Genomic DNA, 20,131 nt, shown 5'->3' on the forward strand with positions numbered 1-20,131 from the left:
GTCTCAATGATTATTAATACAATATAATTTGATAAAAATAAATATTTATACACAAATTGAATAAACCAACGCTCTTAAAATCGCCCGTAGCGGGGCATCAGACTAAATTGACGGGTGGTCGTTTGCATAAAAATAATTATTAATCAAAATCAAATTAGCGATTAAAAATCGGCGAAACTGTGACCAAAGTTTTAATAATCGGGGAAGGCCGTTCGCGGGACCTTGCGTTTTTTTTAAGGCAACGAAGAAACGCTAAAGTTCACGGAAAACGGCCCCACCTTTCCCGGTTATCAGTTAAGATGGTGGCACACTTTAAATTTACCGAAAGGAGCGTGGTGCGGATGCGTTGGTTACCACTTGTCATCATTTTAAGCTTAGCCGGATTAGTGGGGGTCCGGTTGGTGCACAATAACCGGGGGACGCGTCAGTTGACCTGGCGCCTGCTGATCCTCAGTTACTTTACCGGTCTTGGGGTGATCCTCTTCACCCCGTTGTCCTTTGACGGCACCGCCGTTTACGTCATGCCGGCGGGAACTGGGCAAGTCAATTTGACCCAGCTCAACCTGTTGGACGTCGGTTTTGGACAAAACATTATTCTGACGATGCCGCTGGGCTTATTAATCAAACGGGCGTTTCCGCGCGCCAGTCTCCTGACGGTCGGGGTGCTGGGGTTGATGATCGGCAGCAGCATTGAGATCACCCAACACTACCTGTCCATTTACTGGCTGATCAACCGCAGCAGTGACATTAACGACGTATTAGCCAACGGCATTGGCGTCGCGCTTGGCGGATTGGTGATGGCCGGCGTGGCCCACGCTTTCCCGCGGACCCCGATGAAACACGCCTTGACGACGGATTAAACGCAAAATAAACCGGATGAGACCGGGATAAAACTATAAAAATCGCCAATGACTCACCATCAATCTGAGTCATTGGCGATTTTGGGTTGCCGCGATGCCCAACCGTTTTTCCGGTAGTTGACAGCGCTTAACTAAATCGACATACTAGGGTTAACTAAGTGATTAAGCTAATAAAGGAAGCGGTTACGATGAGTAAGGTATACATTGCGGGACGAATTCCGAAGGCGGCCGAAGCGACCCTGCGGCAAGTCGAGTTAGACGTGGACGTTTATGATGGGGAGCAATTGATTGATCCGCAGACGCTTCGCAGCCACGTCGCCGACGCCGATTACCTAATTACGCCCTTATCAACGCCGGTGGACGCGGCTACCTTGGCCCACGCCCCCAAACTCAAACTGATTGCCAACTTTGGTGTCGGCACCAGCAACATTGACGTGCAAGCCGCGCTGGACCGGGGGATTGCGGTGACCAACACCCCGGACGTGTCGGCGGTGGCGACCGCGGAATCGACGGTCGGTCTGATCGTTAGTTTGGCTCACCGGATCGTGGAAGGCGACCAGTTGATGCGCACCCGCGGCTTTAACGGCTGGGCGCCGCTATTTTTCTTAGGCCACGAGTTGCAGGGCAAAACGCTCGGGATCGTCGGCCTGGGCCAAATTGGGCGCGAAGTTGCCAAGCGGCTGCACGCCTTTGACATGCCGATCGTGTACTACCAGCGCCACCGCCTGCCGGTCGAACAGGAGGTCCAGTACGGGGCCCGCTACGTTTCCTTCGACGAGTTGTTGACGCAAGCCGACGTGGTATCACTGCACCTGACCAATAACGCGACGACCCGCCACATGATCGGAGCGGCTGAATTTAAGAAAATGAAACCCAGCGCGCTCTTCATTAACGCGGCGCGCGGTCAGATCGTCGACGAAGCGGCGTTGGTTAACGCGTTGACCGCTCACGAAATTGCCGGGGCGGCCCTGGACGTTTACGAGCACGAACCGGCCGTGGAACCGGCGTTAAAACGCATGGCCAACGTCATCCTGACGCCGCATCTAGGCAACGCGACCGTCGAAGCTCGTAACGCGATGGCGGCCATCGTGACCAATAACGTGCTGGCCGCGGAAAGTGGTCGCCCGCTGTGTCACCTGGTGACCGGGGTGCAGGGCATCGACTGAGATCGAAGCGGGGCGGGAAACCCGTGCGCGGCAATTTTTTTGCATCGGCGGCAACCCGCGTCACGGCGCGTTCGCTGGAAGAACTTTTCATCAAAAGCGTAAATAATTGAAACTTAGCCCTTGCAATCGTTTTCGGTAACCGCTATACTTGCTAATTGTAAATAAGGATTGTTACCGCTATCAATGGTAGTGGGCAAAACCTAACGTTTTCCAACCGTGGTACACTAGGTGTATCAGAATTGGTGAACTTTAGGTTTTTTTCTTTATTTAGGTATGAGAGTCGAGGAGCGTGCGCATGCGAATCAAAAAAGTTTTTAACAACAACGTGTTACTGGCTGACAAGCAGGGGCGCGAAGTTGTCCTGATCGGTAAGGGGATCGGGTTTCAGAAAAAAAGTGGCGCGACGGTTGATGAAACCAAGGTTACCAAGGTTTACACGCCGGCGGGCGATAATTGGATCGCCAATTTTCAAACGCTGATGGCTGACATTCAGCCGGAATACTTCGAAGTGGCATCGCAGATCATTGAGTCGGCCGAACAGCAGTTGCAAACGACCTTTAACGTTTACCTGTTGATCTCGCTGACCGACCACATCCACTTCGCCGTGTACCGCCACTTGCACCAGATGGATATTCGCAACGAGATCCTGTGGGAAACGAAACGGATCTACCACCGTGAATTTCAGGTCGGCTTACAAGCCCTTGACCTGATCCAAGCCCATTTTGACGTCCAGTTGCCGGAAGACGAAGCCGGCTTCATCGCGATGAAGTTCGTGGAAAATAGCATGACGAATTCCAACGCGGACCAAACGCTGGCGATGACCAAGCTGATCAACGACGTGTTAAACATCGTGAAGTACCAGCTTTCGTTGACCATGCCGGATGACAGCATCAGCTTGCAGCGGTTCTTAGTCCACCTGCGTTTTTTCGCGGAACGGCTAACGCTCAAACAACCGGACCGTTATTCGGGCAACGACGATAATTTTTTGTTTGAACACTTGTCAAAGCAGTATCCGCGGGCCTTTGCCTGCGTGCAAAAGATCGCCTTGTTCGTTAACAAAACGACCGAACAAACCGTCTCGGTCAACGAGCGGATCTACCTGATCATGCACGTGCAGCGGATGTTAAACGAGGCCCAATAAAATATCGGGATTGTTACTATTCAATTAGGCAAAACCCAAACAGTTGTGAACCGCACCTAAACTAGGTGACGAGCGCACGCTGTTTGGGTTTTTGTGTTTTTTAAGGAGGAACCTTTCATGGACTATTCAGCTTTAGCCCAAGCCATCTTAACCAACATTGGTGGCAAGGACAATATTAGTAAGGCGTGGCACTGTGCCACCCGCTTACGGTTTAATTTGAAATCAACTGACCAGGCCAACACCGAAGCCATCGAAAATTTGGACGGGGTGATCACGGTCGTTCAAAGTGCCGGCCAATACCAGGTCGTCATTGGTAACGCGGTCGCCAAAGTGTTTGCGGCCTTAGCGGAACTGGCCGGGTTAGATAACCCGGACGCCGCGTCCACCAGCGCCCAACCGGCCGAACCAGCGGAAAAACAGAACGTGCTCAACCGCTTCATCGCCTTTATCTCCGGCGTCTTTTCACCGTTCTTGGGGGCCTTAGCCGGTGCCGGGATCTTAAAGGGGTTATTAGCCCTCGCCGTGGCCTTTAACTGGATCGCCACCAGCAGTGGTCAGTATAAGATCTGGTACGCTGCCGGCGACGCGCTCTTCTACTTCCTGCCGGTGTTCTTAGCCATTACGGCGGCCAAACAGTTAAAGGTCAACCAGTTCGTGGCGGTGTCACTGGGGGCGGCGCTACTTTACCCGACGTTGGTGACGGTCATGAGTCAGTCCACCACGCTACACTTCTTCGGTATTCCGGTGATGCCCACGACGTACACGTCGACGGTCATTCCGATTTTACTGACCGTGTGGGTCTTGTCCTACTTGGAACCGTTGTTGGATAAGTGCTTCCCGAGTTCCATTCGCAACATCTTTACGCCGCTGTTTTCACTGGTGATCATGGTCCCGTTGACCTTACTCGTTGTTGGTCCAATCGGTGGTTTGATTGGGAACGGGTTAGCCACCGGCGTGATGGCGATTTACAACTTCATGCCGATCGTTGCCGGCATTATTATGGGGGCTTTCTGGCAAGTCTTTGTCATTTTCGGGGTGCACTGGACCTTCGTGCCGCTGATGATGAACAACATTGCTAAGATGGGTTACGACACGTTACTGCCAATTTTAAGTGCCGCCGTATTATCCCAAGCCGGCGCGGCGTTGGCCGTCTTTTTCCGCTCAAAGGATACCAAGATGAAGGCCTTGGCCGGTTCCTCGTTTGTGACCGCCTTATTCGGGATCACTGAACCGACAATCTACGGGGTCACGCTAAAACTAAAACGGCCGTTCTACTGTGCCATTGCCGGTGGGGCGCTCGGGGGTGCCATTATTGGTGCTGCCGGGACCCACGCCAGTTCGTTTACTTTACCAAGTCTGTTAGCCTTACCGACCTTCTTAGGTCGCGGCTTCATGGGTGAAGTCATCGGTTTATTGGTCGCCTTTTTAGGGGGCTTGTTCTTCACCATGTTCTTCGGGATGGGCAAAGCCACCGCAAACAAACCCGCCGATAACCAAACACCGGTCGCGCACTTGGATAACGATACCATCACCGCGCCGGTTGACGGGACGATCATCCCGCTAACGAGCGTGCACGACGAAGTGTTTGCTTCCGAAGCGATGGGGAAGGGTTTAGCCATCGTGCCGACTAACGGGGAAGTCAAGGCCCCGGTCGACGGGACGATTACCGCCGTTTACCCGACTGGTCACGCAATTGGGATCACGTCTAAGAGTGGCGCTGAGATCCTGATCCACGTGGGGATCAACACCGTCCAACTCAACGGCAAGTATTTCGAGACCTTAGTCAAACAAAACCAGGCCGTTCACCGCGGTGACGTGCTGACGAAGTTTGACGCCGCCAAGATCAAGGCCGCTGGTTACGATACGACCGTGATGGTGATCATCACCAACACCAACCAGTACCAGGCCGTGACGGCGACGGATGCGACCGAAGCCGACCATAACTGGTTATTGAAGTTACAACCAAAGCCAAATTCAAAAGGAGCGACTGTTAATGTATAAACCAAGTTTTCCCAAAACGTTTCCCAAGGACTTTTTGTGGGGCGGCGCGACCGCTGCCAACCAGGTCGAAGGGGCCTGGAACGTTGACGGCAAGGGGCTGACCACCGCCGAAGTCGTTAAAAAGACGACCGACCGCAAACACATGTCAATGGACGACGTGACCACGGAATCGATTAAAACCGCGGTCGCGGATAAAACCGACACCCTGTACCCGAAGCGCCGCGGGGTCGACGCCTACCACCACTACCAAGAAGACATTAAATTGTTTGCCGAGATGGGCTTTAAGGTCTACCGGTTCTCAATTGCCTGGTCCCGGCTGTTTCCGCAGGGCGATGAAACCGAACCCAACCAGGCTGGTTTGGCCTTTTACGACCGGGTGATCGATGAGTTGCACAAGTACCATATCCAGCCGTTAGTCACCTTATCCCACTACGAAATGCCGATCGGGTTGACGCTCAAACAAAACGGCTGGGCCAGCCGCGACACGATTGCCGACTTTAACCGCTTTACGCGGACCGTTTTCACTCACTTTAAGGGCCGGGTCCCGTACTACTTGACCTTTAACGAGATCAACACCGGTACCTGGGGCTTTCACGCGACCGGGGCCATCGACACCACGTTGTCTAAGCACGACCAGCTGCAACTGCGCTACCAAGCCTTACACCACCAGTTCGTGGCCAGTGCCTTAGCGACGAAGCAGCTCCACGAGATCGACCCGGACGCCAAGATTGGCTCCATGCTGGCCCGGATGCAAACGTACCCGGCAACGCCGAACCCGGTGGATGTCCGCGCGGCTCAGTTGGAAGATGACAAGAACCTGTTCTTTACCGACGTTCAGGCCCGTGGCGAATACCCCGAGTTTATGAACCGTTACTTCGCGGAAAACGGGATCAAGTTGGCGATGGCGCCGGACGATCAGGCCACGTTAGCCAAGTACCCGGTCGACTTCATTAGTTTTAGTTATTACATGACGACCGTGACGAAGGCCGACGCCGCCGAGCAGGTCAACGGGAACATGGCCACCGGCGGGCGCAACCCGTACTTAAAAGAATCCGACTGGGGCTGGCAAATTGACCCCGTTGGTCTGCGGATCACGTTGGACGAACTCTGGGACCGCTACCGCAAGCCGCTGTTTGTCGTGGAAAATGGGTTGGGGGCCGTGGACCAGTTGACGGCTGACCGGCACGTGCACGACAGCTACCGGATCGACTATTTACGGCAACACATTCAACAAATGAAGGCCGCCGTCGCTGACGGGGTCCAACTCATGGGTTACACGATGTGGGGACCCATTGACTTGATTAGCTTCTCAACGTCCGAAATGTCGAAACGTTACGGTTTCATTTACGTTGACCAGGACGACGCTGGCAAAGGTAGTTTGGAACGCATCAAAAAGGATTCCTTCTACTGGTATCAAAAAGTGATCAAGTCAAACGGTGAAGATCTTGACTAACTTGTAAACTGATTGAACTGAACGGCCGTTTTTAACTGACTTGCCGCTGGACAACCGCCTACCCGGGAAATGATACTGGGCAGCGTTGTCCCAGTTGGGGACGTTCGGCCGGTTTAAGCAGAAACAAGCAAAGTTCGGTACGGAGCCGGAGAATTGATAAGTTAAAAAGTTGTTCCGTTGGCCTACGATTGAGGCCGTTGGCGGGACAACTTTTTTTGGTTGAACGCGGTTTTTAGATGCTGAGTGGTTAAAGCTTAATTGAAGGTTAGTTTTAAAGTATAATTAACCTAATAGTTTAACGATGGAGGTCAATGGTATGCAGGTGAATGACTATCAGGATTTACGCGTTCAGCGGACCATCAACAGTATCTACGACGCGTTTAAGCAGTTAATTTGTGAAAAGGATTACCAAAAAATTACGGTGACCGAGTTGGCCAAACTGGCGCAGGTTAATAAGAAGACGTTTTACCGTTATTACCCGACTTTGGACGATTTATTGAGCGAATTACAGGCACAATATTCCCAGGATTACTTAAAAGAGGTCCGGGATTTTCAATATCCCCGGGACCTGGCTAAGAGTGTAACGACCTTTTTTACGTACTCGGCAAAGCAGGGGGAAGCTTACGACCGGATCACCACTTGTGCGGTGGGGTCGTACGTGGGGATTCGCCAACAAATGATTGACGAAGTGATGAATAAAACTTGGGGGCAATCGCCGGAATTTAATCAGTTGGCGGATTGGCAGAAACGAATTTTACTTGATTTTGTGCAACAAACCGGTTTAAAAGTCTACACCACCTGGGTTAACCAGGGGCGGGTGGAGCCGTTGGCGGCCGTCATTAACGCCGCGACCGCTTTAATGCAGGGCGGAGTTGAACGGTACTTAAATGCAAATAATTAGCAAGTTACGGTGATTATCGGAAATCTATTCCGCTTAATCACCGTATTTTTTGGTTTTATGCGCCTACTTTAAGGAAAGCGTGGCATATGTCCCGCTTTTGAAAAGATTGCCCATTTTTTCATGACGGCCGCCGTTGCATAATGAATTCATCAACAAACGAAGTAACGGGGGTTATGAAATGACAGCACAAATTAATGAAGAACGGGCGGTCGCCCAAATCGTGCACCAACAAGTTCAGGGCATGTTAACTAAGGACCTGGACTTACTTGACCGAGTGATTGCATCCGACGCTAAGTTCGGCCACATCACGGGTCAGGTACAGAGCAAGGCGGAATGGCTACAGCAGATTCGGTTGGGCCGGATGCGTTATTTCGGCAGCCGGGAAGTGCTGTTTCAAGTTACAATCCACGGTGATCAAGCTCAAGTGGTTATGCGTAACGAATTGGACGCCCGGATTTACGGCTTTCGGAATACGTGGCCCTTACAATCCACGGTGAAATTACTTAAAGGTGCCCACGGTTGGCAAATTGTTGAATCGCGCGCTTCCATGTATTAGGGGGGAAATTATGACAAAAAGAAGAATGGCAATCGCCACGGTGGCGTTGTTGATTGCAAATTTCATGGGTGGTCTCGACGCCACCATCGTTAACACGGCGTTGCCGGCCATTACTAGTGACCTGAACGGAATTCGCCTGATTGGTTGGATCAGTTCCGTCTTTTTACTGGGAACGGCGGTTACAACGGTTTTGTGGGGTCGGGTCGGTGAAGTCATCGGCAACAAGTTAACTTTTCAAATTTCAGTTGTTTTATTTATCGTTAGTTCACTAATTGGCGGACTGTCCACCAACATGTTGATGCTAATTATTGCGCGGGCCTTTATGGGAATTGGCGCCGGTGGGATGGTGTCCATTCCGTTCATCATTTACGCCGACCTGTATGAAAATCCCGCCGAACGGGCCCGGGCGTTGGGCTGGGTGACCGCGTTTTACACCCTCTCAACGGTCGTGGGACCACTAATTGGGGGCTGGTTGGTCGATACGTTATCTTGGCACTGGGTATTCTTTATTAATTTACCGATTGGGATCGTCTCACTACTATTGTTACAGTTCTCCTACCAAGAAGGGGCGCGCGCTACCAACCAAACCCGGTTCGATTACCTGGGGTCGGGAATGCTGATAACGACCCTGGTTGTCCTACTATTCGCCAGCGACGCGATTGCGACGAACGCCACGCAAGCCCTGATTTTATTCATTATTGGGTTAGCATTGATGGTCGTATTCTATCAAGTTGAAAAACGGCAATCGAACGCCCTGGTTCCGACCGAACTCCTCAAGGACTGGCGGATTCAGTCACAAAACGTCATCATGTTTTTGATCAACGGCTTTTTCATTGGTTACAGCGTTTACGCGCCGATGTGGTCGCAGGGGTTGTTAGGAACCAACGCGACGCTCGGTGGTTTAACGCAAATTGCCGGTTCGGTGCTATTACTGATTGGGACCCGCTACACTGCGCATTTAATGGGAAAATTACCGTATAAGCGCATCGTAATGATTGGGAGTTTCAGCGTGCTGCTTTCAGCGCTGGCGATGGCCCTAGCCACCCAGTTCGCGCCGTACTGGTGGTTACTGGTGAGCGGCGGCTTTAACGGTTTAGGAATGGGCTTGTCGTTTACACCGATGCAGGTCTCATTGCAAGACGGAGTTCGCCGGGAGTTGATCAGTGTATCAACGACCTTTGGTTTATTGTTCAGAACGTTGGGTCAAACCTTCATGTCCGCTATCTTTGGGGCGGTGCTCAGTTTGAGTACGGCCAGCCAAGTTGGTGGTCGGGTGACGACCCACATGATTAATCAGTTGACCGATGCGAGTTCGGCGCGGACTTTACCACAAGCTCTGTTACCACAATTACACACCATTTTGTTTAACGGGATTCATTTGATCATGGTCACTGGTTTAGTCCTCGTCGTGGTGGCAATTGTCATTAACCTGACCCGTAAAGAACCGGTTAAACAACCGCGATAAAAACGATAAGCGTCGTTTACGGGCCAAGCGTGGCATAAGCCCCGGTTTTAAAAAAATTGCCCATGTTTTTCGTGGGGAGAACGACCGATAATAAGGTTGTTAATTAAGAAAGGAAGTTACAAATAATGAATACTCAAGAAATTGCGGACCGATTAGCTTTAAAGGAAGTCGTTGATTTATTCTCAAATTATTCCGATACCAAGGAAAATGACAAGCAGGTTCAACTGTTTACGCCTAACGGTAAAGTCAACATTATCAATGACGGCAAGGTAACGTTTACGCTGAACGGTCGTCAGGAAATCTTAAACGCTTTTAGTTCTTCGATGGAAGACTACGTCGCCGTTTTTCACATGAGCGGACAACAAACGGTTAGTTTTAACGATCACACCCACGCAGACGGGGTTGCCTATAACTACGTCACGTTAGTTAAGGTCAATGATCAGGGTCAAACAGTCACGACTAACGAAGGAGTCCGTTATCAGGACAAGTACGAAAAGATCGATGGTCGGTGGTACATCGCTGAACGAAATTCCAACTTTATTTGGCATACCGAGGAGGTTCACTAGCATGAAAAAAGGCTTGATTATTGGCGCGACCGGTTCGATTGGGAGTGCCGTTCGACAAACGTTATTAGCCCAAACCGACGTTCAGTTAACATTGTATTCTCGCCGGGCAGACCGGCTCAAACTTACGGCTGACCGCGAAACGGCCATTGCCGGCAGTGCGACAGATGATGACCAGCTAGCGCGGGCTGTTCGGGGACAGGACTTCGTGTTCGTAGCCCTGAGCGGTGACATGGCGAGCTTCGCGGCCCACATTGTTGCGGTAATGGAGCGGGCTAACGTTCAGCGGCTGATTTTTATCACCACCATGGGAATTTACCAAGAAATCCCGGCGTGGTTGGGTGATTCACCGGAACCGTACCACAACCCAATTTTAAAATCGTTTCGAGAGGCTGCTGACCAGATTGAACAATCGGGTTTAAATTACACGATTATTCGACCCGGCTGGTACACGAATGGTCCGGTTAATTACGAGCTGACCCAGAAGGGCGAACCGTTTGGGGGTCACGACGTTTCACGGGCAAGTATTGCGGCGTACGTCGCTAAGTTAGTGTTGGAACCGACGCGTGATAATCGCGCCAGTGTGGGGATCAATACCCCGGAATAGGAGCATAACTCATGAAAAATGAAGTCACTTTAAATAACGGACTCAAGATGCCTGCGTTGGGATTCGGTGTTTTTCAAATTCCTGATTTTGATGAATGTAAACGAGTGGTCTTAACGGCCTTGAAGCAGGGCTACCGGCTGATCGATACGGCCGCCGCGTACGGTAACGAACGGGCGGTCGGCGCGGCCATTCGTGAAAGCGGCGTTGCCCGCGACGAAATTTTTGTGACGACGAAGCTATGGATTCAAGATGCCGGGGAGCAACAAACGAAGTTAGCCATTCAAGCTTCCCTCGACCGACTGGGGTTGGACTATATCGACCTGTACTTGATCCACCAACCGTTAGGCGACGTTTACGGTTCGTGGCGTGCCATGGAAGCCGCATACCGCGCGGGTCAGTTGAAGGCTTTGGGAGTTGCTAACTTTGAAAACGACCGGTTACAGGATTTAATGATGCATAATGAAATTAAACCGGCAGTCGACCAAATTGAATTGCACCCGTTTTACCAACAGCCGCAACGTGTTCAGTGGTTATTAGAACACGACATTGTACCGGAAGCCTGGGGACCGTTCGCGGAGGGCAAGCAGGGCGTGTTCACCAATCCCACGATTCAAGCAATCGCGACGGCGCACGGTAAAACAACCGGTCAAGTCATTTTAAAATGGTTGAACCAGCGACAAATTGTGGTGATTCCTAAATCAGTTCACGAAGCCCGAATTATTGAAAATGCTCAAATTACGGACTTTGAGTTAACGGAAGCCGAAATGCAACAAATGGCTGATTTGGATGAAAAGCAGAGTTTGTTTGGCAACATTCATGATCCGGAAGCGGTTAAACAACTTGGAAACTTTAAATTTAACTATTAATTGAAGAGTGGCTAAATTTCAGTCGCTACTGGATGTCGATGGGACACTCGGTAGTGACTTTTTTGTACAAAAAAGGGCTCGACCGTCACGCGGCGAGCCCGAGGAGTGAGCGTGAAACAAGGCAAAGATTGATGTCTGCTGACCTTGGCATTGATTGTAGCATACGCCCGTCACGCGTGAAAAACTAGGGTTTACATGCTTTTTACGACTGATTTTTGGGCGTTATGCGGGCCTTGCGGTTAAATAAATGAACTTATAAAACGGGTGATTGATTTTTAGGAGCCGGTCTTTAGTTAAACGCAATGATTGGTGGACCAAGCTTGTTATTGAATTAAAATTGGTGTTGGAGGAATTTGTTACTAACAATTAATTTAAATTTGACGGATAAAGGCGCTCCGCCTGAAGTGAAAGTATAGCCAATTTTGGGGATGCGCTGAACCGCTTAAATACCACGCAACCTTGAAATTGCTAGATACAATTAATAGTCAAATTCGTGCGGACGATGGCGAAAGGACGGCGCCTATCCTGGGACGGTTAATTCGGCAGTCGTTCTGCTATCACGTGTAGCGAACCGGTGGCTGGTCGTGGCGGTGCCATTTTTCTGTGCGGTATTATCACGAACTTGGTGCGTACAACTAAAAAATATGGTTGGCGTTGGCGGGCAAGCTTATTAATACGAGGACTAGCTGCGCAGGACCTTAGTAAGCGGGCGTCCCTTGGCCAGCTCGTCGACCAGTTTATCGAGGTAGCGGATACGTTGCATTAGCGGGTCCTGCACGTTTTCGACCCGGACGCCACAGACGACGCCCGTAATTTTACTAGCGTTGGGGTTGAGCTGTGGAAGTTGGCCAAAAAAGGTGGCGACACTGACGTCGTGAGCCAGTTGAGTTTGTAAGTCGGCATCCGAATAACCACTCAGCCAGGTGATGACTTGGCGTAATTCGGCCTCGGTGCGGTTTTTACGCGTCAGTTTATTGACGTAGGCACCGTAAATGGTCTTAAAGGACATTGTAAAAATTTTTGTCATAGCTGCGGCACACCTCCAGTTGTTTGCTAACAGGATAGCACGGACTAGCCCGATTAAGCGAATTATAGATAAGAAAACGTCCGGTTACGATGGCTCCTCGTGGAACCTCGTGACCGGACGTTTAACCGTTTAACTACAACCTGATTTTAATCCAAAATAAGCCCTATTTATGCGCCGGGTGCCGCCGGAACAACCGACCGGCCGCGGCTAATAAACCCGTGCCGGCAAGCAGTAACCAGCCGATTAACGTGGTTGGCCGCTGCTCACTAGTTTGTGGGAGGGCAGTCGTCGGTTGGGCCGCGCTTGTGGCCGGCCGGATTCGACTAGGCGTGGTAAGTTTGGCCGCTGGCTGCGGTGATGCCGGTTGAGCGGTCGTCGTCGTTGAACGCGTTGGTTGGCTAGTTGTTAAGTGCGTTCTCGGCGTGCTGGTCGTGCTTGCGGTTGCCGTAGTTTGCGGTGTCCCGTGCGCCAGCTTAGTTGGCGCTACCGCGGTCGCAACGGACGTAGCCGGGTTGGTTGGTTGGCCGCCCGTGGTGTTAGTTGACGTTGGCCGGTACGTGATTGTACTCGTCACGTCCGGACTCGTCGCGGCAACGGTGTTGACGGCGCTAGTGGCTGGGCTGGTAGCTTGATAACCACTAATTGTCGGTGCCGTGACGGCCTTAAAGCTGGTAAAACCAGTGGCAATCCACGGCCCGTAAGTAATTTGCCCGGTCACCTCGTCCAGCTCGCCCAGGCGGTCAAAGGTCACCGTTTGGGTGGTAGCCGGTGCCAGGCTCTGCCCGGTCGTGGTTTGGTAACTCGTCGTGTCGGTCACGGTCTTTTGTAAGTCAGCGTCGCTGGGCAAATCCGTGCTACCCGGCGTGAGCGGCCGCAGGACGTGACTGAGTTCAATGGTGTAAGTCCCGGTTGGTGTCGGCGTTTCAAAAATCTGGCCGTCACTCGGGAACGGGTCGGCGACGAGTTGGTAACCGGTGGCCAAGTACTCGCTGATCGGCACGACCGGTGAGTACGGTGATTCACTCAGGTACGGCCCGCTCAGCGTTGTGGTTTGGAGTGTTTTGCCGGTTGTCGTGTCCAGGTAAACGACCGTCCGCTGCAAGGTGTCGGGTACGTACTGGTAATCAACGCTGGTGGGCGTGGTGGTGACGGTCACGTCGTCCGGCAAAGTTGTGGTGGTGTAACCGCTAAACGTTTGCGGCGTGGTGTCCACCGTATCGCCCACGTAGTCCCGGAACGTTTCGGCGGGGGCCAGCGCCTGACCGGTAGTGCTGAGGTAGTTGACGGTCACGGTCCCAACCGCCCGCGGGTCGAACCGGAACGTCAACGTTTGCGGATCCTGAGTATAAGTCCCGGTTGGTAAACTGCTGCGGGTTTGGTCAAACAGGTAGTCGGTCGCCGGCGTCGTCAGGTCCGTTAAGTCAAATTTTTGACCGATGGTGGTCCCGTCAAGGGTGGTCGGGGCCTTCAAAGCTTGGCCGGTCGTGTTGTTGACAAACTGAACCGTCACGCTCGGCGCCGTTTGCCAGTTGGCCGGCTGGTAGACCGTGGTGTCGTAACGGAAGGTCGTCCCGTTAGGATAGTTGATATTGATGTAGTTAGCCGGGTCACCGGTAAACGGGAACATCCCGTGGAACCCGTACTCAAACCACTGACTGCCGCTCGCTGCCGGGTAGGCGGCCGCAATGTTAAAGGTGTGGCCGCTGACTAGTGTGATCGGCGTGAGCGTCGTGTTGGTCGTGCCGTCGGTTGGGGTGGCGGTGCCGTCAAACGTGTCCTGGTAGTGACTGGTGAGGTCTTCACCCTGCATCCCGGTCAGCGGGATGGCCGTAAAGTTGCCGGGTTGCCCAATGACAAAGTTGGTTGCCGGGACCTGGGCGTCGGTGCGCTGACCGATGGCAACGAGGTAGGTCCCCTTGGTAAAGTTAGCCAGTGGAGCGAAGTCGGTCAGCGAGTTATCGTCCAAGTTGATGCTGTACAGGGTGCCGGTCGCGTCCATCGCGGTCAACCACGGGCCTAATTGAGCGAGTTGCGCGTTGGTCATGCCATCGGGGTTGGTCAAATAGTCGTCGTTGCCGCCGTCCTGGCTGGACCCGACCAGTTGAAGTTCGTCGATGGTCGCGGGATTGATCAGGGTCAGCGGCGTCAGGTCAACTTGGCCGAGGTCGTGGTCCATCAGTGAAAAGTCGGAGAAACGGTCCTTGATCAACGGGGTGAGATCAACCTTGGGCGTGTTATAGGCCGTCACGAAACTAATGGTGGCCTTAGTTGGCAAACACTGTAAGTACTGCATCCCGGCTAAGGTGCCGGTGACGGTGAGTGGCGTGTTGTCGTTGCCGATGGCTAAGCTTGTGCCCTTGTAATTGCGAATATCACCGAGCGTGACGTCCCCGGTCACGCCCACCCCGGTTTGAACCGCCTGCTGGATGCCACTGTCGCCAAACGTCACGACGGTGGTGTCGGGCATGGCCGCGATGGCGGCACTGGTACTGTCCGCGGCGGCCGCCATCGCGCTAGTAGAAAGGGAGGTCGCGCTGCTTGGCGCGCTACTGGTTGCTAGCGAATCGCTTGTCGAACCGCTTACTGCGGAACTAGTGGGGTTAGTCACGGTTACCTGGACTGTACTGGTCACGCTGCTCGAAGCAGCCGTGGATTTGACCGCCGTCGCACTGACGGCGCTGGCCGTGGGTGCCGACAAACTAGCTGTGCTGGTAGTGGTTGCGCTAGTAACGGACGGACTCGCGGAAGCCGTGGCAACGGCGGGGTTGCTGGTGGCCGCGGTCGCACTGGCTGGGACCGGGGCACTGCTAGTGACCGCTGGCGCGCTACTCGTTGCCGCCGACGTCGTTAACGTGGGCGCGGCGCTGCTAGGTGCGACCGTAGTCGGCGTGCTGGCGTGGACCGGTTGGGTCAAGAACACGCCCCCGAGGCTGGCACTGCTAAGTAAAATAATTAACGCTGCCGTCCAGCTTGCTGGCGAAGTTTGCCGGTGGTAGCGCCGACTAATGGTTTCAATTTGTTGTAATTTTTGTAAACGCATTCAATAAAACTTCCCCTCGAACCTATTTTTGCTACGTCTCTGGTGTACAACTTTTAACGGGAAACCCCCACTCTGCGGTTCAGAATGGGGCCATTCGTGGGTGATTCGTGCCCGGATTCGGTTTGGAAAGCTAACTTAAATTAACTGGGGGGGGTGGCGGTTAAACGGGCTATTGGTCGGTAAAATGGTCCTGAAAGTGACTGCCATTTTGAGTTAAATATTGCTAAAATAATAACTAGAAAGAGTTGGTGACACCGTATTGAACTGTGAAGGGGGAACTCAGCATGCAGCTGCACCGTAAAGTGGGGAACGTTTTTTTCATAAGTACATTATTAATTATTATCATCGGTTACGCGTTGAATTTAGACCAAGTCGTTCCGCTGCCCGTGATCATTAGTTTGTTAATTGTCCTGTGGTTGGTGATGGGCCTCGGGTGGGATGAACAGGGTTTGTTGAACCAGTACGTGGTCCAAAGGCTTACTGGACACCGGGTCCGCCTGCAGTGTCAACATCGGCAGTTGTCAAAATTGTCGCCAAAACGGGTACTGATCGGCGTGGTCGCATTAGCAGTGACCGTGTACGTGCTACGCGTCTTCACGCTGGATACTAGCTGGCATATTTTGATAACCGTAGTTTTGGTAGCGGGACCGTCCTGGCTAAGTCGGGAGTTGAGCCGCCACTTTGGCTGGATCACGGTAAAATAATTTTGGGCGATATCATATGGATAGTGATGAATATCATAAATCTCAACCTAAACGTCAAGGGAAGGTTGTTAATGTGCGCCTTGTTAAATTAATTATTGATAAAAACGCGGCCCCACCAGTTACTCATTTGAAGTAAGCTGGCGGGCCGCGTTTTTATAACGATTGATGTTGAAGTTAGTCCGCAATCGTATGTGAACGGTGCTGCCCCTGACCGTTGTATGCCTCCACGTAAGTTTGAACGAAGTCGGCTAATTTAACCTGACCGGCGGGGGTGTGGCGGGCCGTTAAGTCCGCGTAAACTTGTTCGGGCTGGCGTTGATAGTGGCTGGTTTGCAGCAGCGCCGCCGCGATTTTAGTGGGAACGCCGTGGCTGGTCAAGTTGGCCAAATACTGGTCGTCGGAAAGCTGCACCCACTTCAGGTCGGGCAAGTTTAGCGCGGTTCGCAGCGCTGCCACAAAGTCGTTACCGGTGAAGGTGTCGCTAAAGGCGTAGTGCACGCTGGTGCCGGCGGGTGTGGCGGTGATCAGCGGGTAAACGACGTTGGCGATGTCGATTGGGGCGACGTATTTTTGTGCTAAGTCTGGGGCGTTATTGGCGTAGATGGCGTGGTCGGTTTGAATACTGGCTACGTTGGCGAATAGGTTGGCGTAAAAACCGGTCGGGCGCACGCAGGCGAGGTTGACGTCCGGGATGGTTTTTAAAATGCCTTCAATCAAATTGTAAGCATGCAGGGAACCGGCAACGGGTCCCGCGTCGGCACCGACACTGCTTAAATCGACCACGTTTTTCACGCCGGCGGTAAGTAACGCCCGTTTCCAAATTTGAGCCTGAGTGACGGCGCTAGCGAACGGATCGTCACCCACGCCGCCGGATAACATTAGATAAACCACGTCCTGACCGCTAAAGGTGTGGGCCAAAAAGGCCTCGTCCTGCATGGTACCCACGGCCGCACGGGCACCGCGGGCTTCAATGGCGGCGCGACGCTGCGAGTTGGTGGTGACGACGGTGACGGCGTGACCAGCAGCGACTAAGCGGGGAAGCACGAGCCGGTTGATGTTTCCTAGCGAACCTAACATTGCAATTTTCATATAAGTAACCTCGAATTTTATAAATTTAGCAGTTAAAAGATAGGACTATCTTTAACGGTTATTATCATAAAAGATAGCTCTATCTTTGTCAACCTTGAAAAAGATATTGTTATCTTTTATACTTAAAATATGAAAAAGAAAGATATGAGTAAACAAGCAAAAATTCAAGACGCCGTGGCGGCTATCATCTTAAAAGAGGGGCCGGCGGGCGTTTCCACTACCAAGGTGGCGCGACGGGTGGGCATTGCCCAGTCAAACGTGTACCTGTACTTTAAAAATAAGCAGGCGTTGATTGACAGCGTTTATCAGCGGGAGACCCAGCGAATCATTAACACCACCGCCTTAGCCGCGCTGGCGGACGAAACGGTGGCTTTACCGGAACGGATTCGGATGTACGTGCAACAGGTCTACGACTATTCACTCGCCCACCCGGACAGCTTGACGTTGTTACAGCAAATTAAGTCGTTAAAGGGTCAGGGGATGGAACTAACGGTGGGCGCGGACGATCCAAATAACGTGGTCGTCCGGCTCTTGACGGCGGGCGTGACGGCCGGGGTGTTAAAGCCGTTACCGGTCAACTTATTTATGAGCCTAGTCTTTGCCGTGATCCACACCCACACGACCAACGTTAAAAACGGGCTGACATCATCAACCGCGGTCAACTTTGACACCCTTTACCCGCTGATTTGGGACGCCATCCGCCTTGGATAACGGGACGGTCGGTACTAAGTTGTATTGCAAGTGAGGAACGTTCTGCATCGGCTACTTAATAAAAACTACTGTAAACCACGCTGATGGCTATTCATTGGCGTGGCTTTTAGTTTGCTAAAAATTGGGCCACTTACAGTAGGTAGCGTCTTCCTTAACCGGGAAGTAGGGTCTCTTAACCGTGGTCTAAAACTAAACTTCGCGTCACGTGACTTAAAAATGAGTAAACCTATTAGTTAAATGAGATTTAGACTTGAAGTTTCTCATTAAAAGCGACATAATTAGCTCTGTTGATGTCATTTTTGTTTAGAAAATAATGAATTTACGGTTAAAACGTTTGCTAATGAAAGTAATTACATCTAATTAATAGACGAACGCAACGTTTAACGAATAAGGGAGCGGTTTGAGATGCGAATTAGTGCAGAAACGGAACGAGAATTTTTACAGGCGGTTTTTAAGGCCCAACATTTTAGTGATCAGGACGGGGCGTTACTGGCCGATACCTTAGTTGACGCCGACTTGCGGGGAATTTCTTCCCACGGGATCCAACGCCTAGCTTGGTATACCCGGATGATCAAGGACCACACCCTGGAACCCGAACAACAACCCAAGATTTTAAAGGAATCGTCAACTAGTTTATTGATCGACGCCAACAAGAGCATGGGCCAAATCGCGTCAGCCTTCACGATGAACAAGTTGATTGCTAAGGCAAAGCAATCGAGCATTGCGATGGCCGTGATTCGCAACTCCAACCACTTCGGGACGGCCGGGTACTATTCCCGGATGGCCGCCAAGCAGGGTTTGATTGGGATTTCAACCACCAACACCCGGCCACTGGTCGTACCAACCAATTCGCTGGAAGCTTTCCTAGGTTCCAACGCGTTGGCCTTCACTTTCCCAGCCGACCCGCACCCGTTCGTGTTTGACGGCGCGACCGCGGTCGTTTCGAGTGGGAAGATTCAAGTTTTGGCCAAAAAGGGTGAACAGATCCCCGGTGACTGGGCGGTTGATGAGAACCGCCACGTCCTCCACGATGCCAAAACGGTTGAAGACAACCTCGCCAAAATCGCCTTTTCCGAGGAACGGCCCGGTGGTGGGGTGTTAACGTTAGGTGGTCAGGACGAAGTCAATTCCAACTACAAGGGCTTCGGGAACTCCTTGATCATTGAATTATTGACCGGGATTTTGGCTCAGGGGTCGTTGTCGGCCGATACCAACACCGGGAAACACGACTTCAGTCAATTCTTCATGGTCATTGACCCGGCCTTCTTTGGCGACCTCGACGTTTTAAAGGCCAACGTCACCAACATGTTTGACCGGATTCGCCACTTAAAGCACTTACCGGGCACTAAGATCATGATCCCGGGCGACCGTGAATACAAACACTATGATGAAAACCTCGTTCAAGGGGTTTCAATTGACGAAGCCACCCTGGATGAAATGCGGGCGGTCGGTGATGAATTTGGCGTGACCGTGCCAAGTGAAGCGTCCGTCGAAGACTAATTCAAACCAAATCAAGGACCCGTTGCGAGCAACTAAACGCTCACAGCGGGTCCTTTTTGGTTGGGCTAACTAGATTGAAAACAGGTGGTCGTGCGCGATGCGTGTGGCGGGATCCCCGGCGCGTTCGCAGTAGTCATCCAGCCAGTTCAGGCTGAATAAATTGACGACGGCGGCTAGTTCACGGGCAACGCTGGTGCTTAACCGGGCGGGATGCGCTTTGACAACGGTTGGGGTGCTAATATAACTGGAGTTTTTCATGGTAACGCCTGCCTTCCGGGTCCTTAAGGAAAATCATTATGGTTAAGTCTAACGGTTAAAAATTACGCGCCAGTGCGTAAATTGTGGGGGTTATCTGAACAATTTGTGATGCTGAACGGTTAGTGAGTAAATTTGGCCACTTTGCACGGGTTGCTAACTCGACGACTTGAACTGGTCGCAGACGAGTGAAAAAATGAAAAGGCTTCGTTGACAAGTTGGGGGC

Annotated in this window: 18 protein-coding genes; 14 read left to right on the top strand and 4 right to left on the bottom strand. The window is 52.0% G+C overall.

Features of this window, described 5'->3' with window-relative positions:
* Positions 1-341 precede the first annotated feature (341 nt).
* The 11 genes from D1831_RS08495 to D1831_RS08545 all read left to right on the top strand — a co-directional run bounded on the left by D1831_RS08495 (position 342) and on the right by D1831_RS08545 (position 11,579).
* Positions 342-860, top strand: a complete 519-nt coding sequence (locus D1831_RS08495; RefSeq protein ID WP_125072506.1) for a VanZ family protein — start codon at positions 342-344, stop codon at positions 858-860.
* A gap of 188 nt (positions 861-1,048) precedes the next feature.
* Positions 1,049-2,026: an NAD(P)-dependent oxidoreductase gene (locus D1831_RS08500; protein WP_125072507.1), complete on the top strand. Its 978-nt coding sequence runs from the start codon at positions 1,049-1,051 to the stop codon at positions 2,024-2,026.
* A gap of 295 nt (positions 2,027-2,321) precedes the next feature.
* The gene (gene licT / locus D1831_RS08505; protein WP_125072508.1) at positions 2,322-3,167 is read left to right on the top strand and encodes a BglG family transcription antiterminator LicT; all 846 of its coding nucleotides are present in this window, start codon (positions 2,322-2,324) and stop codon (positions 3,165-3,167) included.
* Between the two features lie 117 nt (positions 3,168-3,284).
* Entirely contained in the window at positions 3,285-5,168 is a 1,884-nt protein-coding gene (locus D1831_RS08510) for a beta-glucoside-specific PTS transporter subunit IIABC (RefSeq protein ID WP_125072509.1), read from the top strand.
* Positions 5,161-6,621 carry a glycoside hydrolase family 1 protein gene (locus D1831_RS08515; protein WP_125072510.1) on the top strand — a complete coding sequence of 487 codons (1,461 nt, stop codon included), beginning with the start codon at positions 5,161-5,163 and terminating at the stop codon, positions 6,619-6,621. Before D1831_RS08510 ends, D1831_RS08515 begins: the two co-directional genes overlap by 8 nt.
* Before the next feature lie 316 nt (positions 6,622-6,937).
* The gene (locus tag D1831_RS08520) at positions 6,938-7,522 is read left to right on the top strand and encodes a TetR/AcrR family transcriptional regulator (protein WP_125072511.1); all 585 of its coding nucleotides are present in this window, start codon (positions 6,938-6,940) and stop codon (positions 7,520-7,522) included.
* A gap of 178 nt (positions 7,523-7,700) precedes the next feature.
* Positions 7,701-8,078 (top strand): nuclear transport factor 2 family protein, encoded by a 378-nt coding sequence (locus D1831_RS08525; protein WP_125072512.1) that lies wholly within the window; start codon positions 7,701-7,703, stop codon positions 8,076-8,078.
* A gap of 10 nt (positions 8,079-8,088) precedes the next feature.
* On the top strand, positions 8,089-9,543 hold the full coding sequence (locus tag D1831_RS08530) for an MFS transporter (protein ID WP_125072513.1): 1,455 nt from the start codon (positions 8,089-8,091) through the stop codon (positions 9,541-9,543).
* A gap of 125 nt (positions 9,544-9,668) precedes the next feature.
* Positions 9,669-10,109, top strand: coding sequence for a nuclear transport factor 2 family protein (locus tag D1831_RS08535; protein WP_225422833.1), 441 nt, complete (start codon positions 9,669-9,671; stop codon positions 10,107-10,109).
* Position 10,110: 1 nt separating this feature from the next.
* Positions 10,111-10,713: an NAD(P)H-binding protein gene (locus D1831_RS08540; RefSeq protein ID WP_125072515.1), complete on the top strand. Its 603-nt coding sequence runs from the start codon at positions 10,111-10,113 to the stop codon at positions 10,711-10,713.
* 11 nt (positions 10,714-10,724) lie between these two features.
* Positions 10,725-11,579: an aldo/keto reductase gene (locus D1831_RS08545; protein WP_125072516.1), complete on the top strand. Its 855-nt coding sequence runs from the start codon at positions 10,725-10,727 to the stop codon at positions 11,577-11,579.
* Positions 11,580-12,261: 682 nt separating this feature from the next.
* Here D1831_RS08545 and D1831_RS08550 read toward each other — a convergent pair.
* Both D1831_RS08550 and D1831_RS08555 read right to left on the bottom strand, forming a co-directional pair.
* Positions 12,262-12,606 carry a DUF2200 domain-containing protein gene (locus tag D1831_RS08550; protein ID WP_125072517.1) on the bottom strand — a complete coding sequence of 115 codons (345 nt, stop codon included), beginning with the start codon at positions 12,604-12,606 and terminating at the stop codon, positions 12,262-12,264.
* Positions 12,607-12,769: 163 nt separating this feature from the next.
* Positions 12,770-15,646, bottom strand: coding sequence for a mucin-binding protein (locus tag D1831_RS08555; protein WP_125072518.1), 2,877 nt, complete (start codon positions 15,644-15,646; stop codon positions 12,770-12,772).
* A gap of 284 nt (positions 15,647-15,930) precedes the next feature.
* Here D1831_RS08555 and D1831_RS08560 point away from each other — a divergent pair, with 284 nt between their 5' ends.
* Positions 15,931-16,350, top strand: coding sequence for a hypothetical protein (locus D1831_RS08560; protein WP_125072519.1), 420 nt, complete (start codon positions 15,931-15,933; stop codon positions 16,348-16,350).
* Between the two features lie 174 nt (positions 16,351-16,524).
* Here the strand turns inward: D1831_RS08560 and D1831_RS08565 are convergent, their stop codons facing one another.
* Positions 16,525-17,439, bottom strand: coding sequence for an NAD(P)H-binding protein (locus tag D1831_RS08565; RefSeq protein WP_125072520.1), 915 nt, complete (start codon positions 17,437-17,439; stop codon positions 16,525-16,527).
* 129 nt (positions 17,440-17,568) lie between these two features.
* Here D1831_RS08565 and D1831_RS08570 point away from each other — a divergent pair, with 129 nt between their 5' ends.
* A complete protein-coding gene (locus D1831_RS08570) occupies positions 17,569-18,150 on the top strand; it encodes a TetR/AcrR family transcriptional regulator (RefSeq protein WP_125072521.1) in 582 nt (193 codons plus the stop codon).
* Between the two features lie 405 nt (positions 18,151-18,555).
* Positions 18,556-19,650, top strand: coding sequence for an Ldh family oxidoreductase (locus D1831_RS08575; RefSeq protein WP_125072522.1), 1,095 nt, complete (start codon positions 18,556-18,558; stop codon positions 19,648-19,650).
* A 69-nt stretch (positions 19,651-19,719) separates the two neighbouring features.
* Here the strand turns inward: D1831_RS08575 and D1831_RS08580 are convergent, their stop codons facing one another.
* The gene (locus tag D1831_RS08580) at positions 19,720-19,908 is read right to left on the bottom strand and encodes a hypothetical protein (RefSeq protein WP_125072523.1); all 189 of its coding nucleotides are present in this window, start codon (positions 19,906-19,908) and stop codon (positions 19,720-19,722) included.
* Positions 19,909-20,131 lie beyond the last annotated feature (223 nt).

It is taken from the genome of Lactiplantibacillus garii (assembly GCF_003885105.1).
Taxonomy (GTDB): domain Bacteria; phylum Bacillota; class Bacilli; order Lactobacillales; family Lactobacillaceae; genus Lactiplantibacillus; species Lactiplantibacillus garii.

What these genes read in the sequence shown, in the direction of transcription:
- D1831_RS08545 (WP_125072516.1), top strand. Translation starts at nt 10,725, where the DNA reads ATGAAAAATGAAGTCACTTTAAATAACGGACTCAAGATGCCTGCGTTG.
- D1831_RS08525 (WP_125072512.1), top strand. Translation starts at nt 7,701, where the DNA reads ATGACAGCACAAATTAATGAAGAACGGGCGGTCGCCCAAATCGTGCAC.
- D1831_RS08570 (WP_125072521.1), top strand. Translation starts at nt 17,569, where the DNA reads ATGAAAAAGAAAGATATGAGTAAACAAGCAAAAATTCAAGACGCCGTG.
- D1831_RS08560 (WP_125072519.1), top strand. Translation starts at nt 15,931, where the DNA reads ATGCAGCTGCACCGTAAAGTGGGGAACGTTTTTTTCATAAGTACATTA.
- D1831_RS08515 (WP_125072510.1), top strand. Translation starts at nt 5,161, where the DNA reads ATGTATAAACCAAGTTTTCCCAAAACGTTTCCCAAGGACTTTTTGTGG.
- D1831_RS08510 (WP_125072509.1), top strand. Translation starts at nt 3,285, where the DNA reads ATGGACTATTCAGCTTTAGCCCAAGCCATCTTAACCAACATTGGTGGC.
- D1831_RS08520 (WP_125072511.1), top strand. Translation starts at nt 6,938, where the DNA reads ATGCAGGTGAATGACTATCAGGATTTACGCGTTCAGCGGACCATCAAC.
- D1831_RS08580 (WP_125072523.1), bottom strand. Translation starts at nt 19,908, where the DNA reads ATGAAAAACTCCAGTTATATTAGCACCCCAACCGTTGTCAAAGCGCAT.
- D1831_RS08575 (WP_125072522.1), top strand. Translation starts at nt 18,556, where the DNA reads ATGCGAATTAGTGCAGAAACGGAACGAGAATTTTTACAGGCGGTTTTT.
- D1831_RS08555 (WP_125072518.1), bottom strand. Translation starts at nt 15,646, where the DNA reads ATGCGTTTACAAAAATTACAACAAATTGAAACCATTAGTCGGCGCTAC.
- licT (WP_125072508.1), top strand. Translation starts at nt 2,322, where the DNA reads ATGCGAATCAAAAAAGTTTTTAACAACAACGTGTTACTGGCTGACAAG.
- D1831_RS08495 (WP_125072506.1), top strand. Translation starts at nt 342, where the DNA reads ATGCGTTGGTTACCACTTGTCATCATTTTAAGCTTAGCCGGATTAGTG.
- D1831_RS08500 (WP_125072507.1), top strand. Translation starts at nt 1,049, where the DNA reads ATGAGTAAGGTATACATTGCGGGACGAATTCCGAAGGCGGCCGAAGCG.
- D1831_RS08565 (WP_125072520.1), bottom strand. Translation starts at nt 17,439, where the DNA reads ATGAAAATTGCAATGTTAGGTTCGCTAGGAAACATCAACCGGCTCGTG.
- D1831_RS08550 (WP_125072517.1), bottom strand. Translation starts at nt 12,606, where the DNA reads ATGACAAAAATTTTTACAATGTCCTTTAAGACCATTTACGGTGCCTAC.
- D1831_RS08535 (WP_225422833.1), top strand. Translation starts at nt 9,669, where the DNA reads ATGAATACTCAAGAAATTGCGGACCGATTAGCTTTAAAGGAAGTCGTT.
- D1831_RS08540 (WP_125072515.1), top strand. Translation starts at nt 10,111, where the DNA reads ATGAAAAAAGGCTTGATTATTGGCGCGACCGGTTCGATTGGGAGTGCC.
- D1831_RS08530 (WP_125072513.1), top strand. Translation starts at nt 8,089, where the DNA reads ATGACAAAAAGAAGAATGGCAATCGCCACGGTGGCGTTGTTGATTGCA.